This is a genomic window from Blautia intestinalis (assembly GCF_014297355.1).
GTDB lineage: Bacteria > Bacillota > Clostridia > Lachnospirales > Lachnospiraceae > Blautia_A > Blautia_A intestinalis.
This window is the reverse complement of record NZ_JACOQE010000027.1, coordinates 1-2,986: the sequence shown is the minus strand read 5'-3', so window position 1 is coordinate 2,986 and position 2,986 is coordinate 1. Positions and strand designations below refer to the sequence as shown.

1 rRNA gene is annotated in these 2,986 nt (G+C 52.5%); it reads right to left on the bottom strand.

Annotation, left to right across the window (positions count from 1 at the left end):
- A 23S ribosomal RNA gene (locus H8Z79_RS16560) occupies positions 1-2,829 on the bottom strand; the annotation flags it as partial.
- Positions 2,830-2,986 lie beyond the last annotated feature (157 nt).

The window sequence follows — 2,986 nt, the reverse complement described above, 5'->3', positions numbered from 1 at the left end:
CTGCCCTATCAACCTCGTCGTCTTCAAGGGGGTTTACTCCTTTCGGATGGGATATCTCATCTTGAGGGGGGCTTCACGCTTAGATGCCTTCAGCGTTTATCCCTTCCGGGCTTGGCTACCCGGCTATAGACTTGGCAGTCTAACCGGTGCACCAGCGGCCCGTCCATCCCGGTCCTCTCGTACTAAGGACAGCTCCTCTCAGATATCCTACGCCCACGCCGGATAGGGACCGAACTGTCTCACGACGTTCTGAACCCAGCTCGCGTACCGCTTTAATGGGCGAACAGCCCAACCCTTGGGACCTACTACAGCCCCAGGATGCGATGAGCCGACATCGAGGTGCCAAACCACTCCGTCGATGTGAACTCTTGGGAGTGATAAGCCTGTTATCCCCAGGGTAGCTTTTATCCGTTGAGCGATGGCATTCCCACTTAATACCACCGGATCACTAAGCCCTACTTTCGTACCTGCTCCACCCGTCGGTGTCGCAGTCAAGCTCCCTTCTGCCTTTGCACTCTTTGGATGGTTTCCGTCCATCCTGAGGGAACCTTTGGGCGCCTCCGATACCCTTTCGGAGGCGACCGCCCCAGTCAAACTCCCCGTCTGGCATTGTCCCACCGCCGGGTCACGGCGGCTGGTTAGAAACCCAATACTGCAAGGGTGGTATCCCAACAGCGGCTCCATGGCAACTGGCGTTACCATTTCTTAGCCTCCCACCTATCCTGTACATGCAGTACCGGATCCCAGTACCAAACTGGAGTAAAGCTCCATGGGGTCTTTCCGTCCTGGCGCAGGTAACCAGCATCTTCACTGGTACTTCAATTTCACCGGATGCATTGTCGAGACAGCGCTCAAATCATTACGCCTTTCGTGCGGGTCGGAACTTACCCGACAAGGAATTTCGCTACCTTAGGACCGTTATAGTTACGGCCGCCGTTTACTGGGGCTTAAATTCAAAGCTTCGCGTTTCCGCTAACCTCTCCTCTTAACCTTCCAGCACCGGGCAGGCGTCAGCCCATATACCTCACCTTACGGTTTCGCATAGACCTGTGTTTTTGCTAAACAGTTGCTTGAGCCTATTCTCTGCGGCCACTTCTCAGTGGCACCCCTTCTCCCGAAGTTACGGGGTCATTTTGCCGAGTTCCTTGACAATGCTTCTTCCGCCGGCCTTAGGATTCTCTCCTCATCCACCTGTGTCGGTTTACGGTACGGGTATGGTATGAACAATAGCGGCTTTTCTTGACGCACAGCTCACGGACTTCATTACTAAACTTCACTCCGCATCACGTCTTCCCATTGCCACACGGTTTTTCCAGTGTGACTGGTACCTCGCTTGCACCGGGATCCCATTCCCGGCTTCCGCTCTCTGCACGTGTCCCCACAGTTCTGTCATATCATAGTACAGGAATCTCCACCTGTTGTCCATCGGCTACGGCTCTCGCCCTCACCTTAGGCCCCGACTTACCCAGGGCAGATCAGCTTTACCCTGGAAACCTTGGATATTCGGCCTAGAGGATTCTCACCTCTATCTCGCTACTCATTCCGGCATTCTCTCTTCCATGCAGTCCACAGCTCCTTACGGTACTGCTTCTTCCCGCATGCAATGCTCCTCTACCAATCCATTGCTGGATTCCTTAGTTTCGGTGGTACGTTTCAGCCCCGGACATTTTCGGCGCAGGACCTCTCGACCAGTGAGCTATTACGCACTCTTTGAATGAATGGCTGCTTCTGAGCCAACATCCTGGTTGTCTTCGAAATCCCACATCCTTTTCCACTTAACGTACACTTTGGGACCTTAACTGAAGGTCTGGGCTCTTTCCCTTTTGACTGCCCAACTTATCTCGTGCAGTCTGACTCCCGGTAAGCAATTACGCGGCATTCGGAGTTTGATATTCTTCGGTAGGCTTTGACGCCCCCTAGGAAATTCAGTGCTCTACCTCCGCAAATCTCTACCAAGGCTAGCCCTAAAGCTATTTCGAGGAGAACCAGCTATCTCCGGGTTCGATTGGAATTTCTCCCCTATCCACACCTCATCCCCACCCTTTTCAACGGATGTGGGTTCGGTCCTCCACTGCCTCTTACGGCAGCTTCAACCTGGACATGGATAGATCACCCGGTTTCGGGTCTGCCCACACTGACTCTGGCCCTCTTAAGACTTGGTTTCCCTACGGCTCCGGACCTTCAGTCCTTAACCTTGCCAGTGTGCGCAACTCGCCGGACCGTTCTACAAAAAGTACGCGGTCGTGCATATAAAGCACTCCCACAGCTTGTAGACACAGGGTTTCAGGTTCTCTTTCACTCCCCTCCCGGGGTCCTTTTCACCTTTCCTTCACAGTACTATGCGCTATCGGTCACTAAGTGGTATTTAGCCTTAGGGGGTGGTCCCCCTTACTTCCCGCAGGGTTTCTCGTGTCCCGCGGTACTCTGGATCCTGCTCAGTCTGCTCTGTTTTCGTGTACGGGGCTTTCACCCTCTCCGGCCGGCTTTCCCAAAACCGTTCTACTAACATCGCAGAATCTTAAATGCAGTCCGTAACCCCAGATCGCACGCGACCTGGTTTAGGCTCTTCCGCGTTCGCTCGCCGCTACTTACGGAATCGAGTTTTCTTTCTTTTCCTCCGGGTACTTAGATGTTTCAGTTCCCCGGGTTCCCCTCCATACGTTATGGATTGGCGTATGGATACATGAGGTTTGCTCATGTGGGTTTCCCCATTCAGAGATCTCCGGATCAATGGATATTTGCTCCTCCCCGAAGCTTATCGCAGCTTATCACGTCTTTCTTCGGCCCTTAGTGCCAAGGCATCCGCCCTGTGCCCTTTCTGCTTGACCATTTGCTTCTGATACCCTAGCGTAGGTATCAGCGGTCTTTGATTCTCGTTGCTTTTGATAAAATTAATTATCGATGTCTTCCTATCTTACGTTTGTATATCAAGGATATTTGATTAGTTAATCAAATTTACATGTATGCAGTTTTCAAGGTACGATGT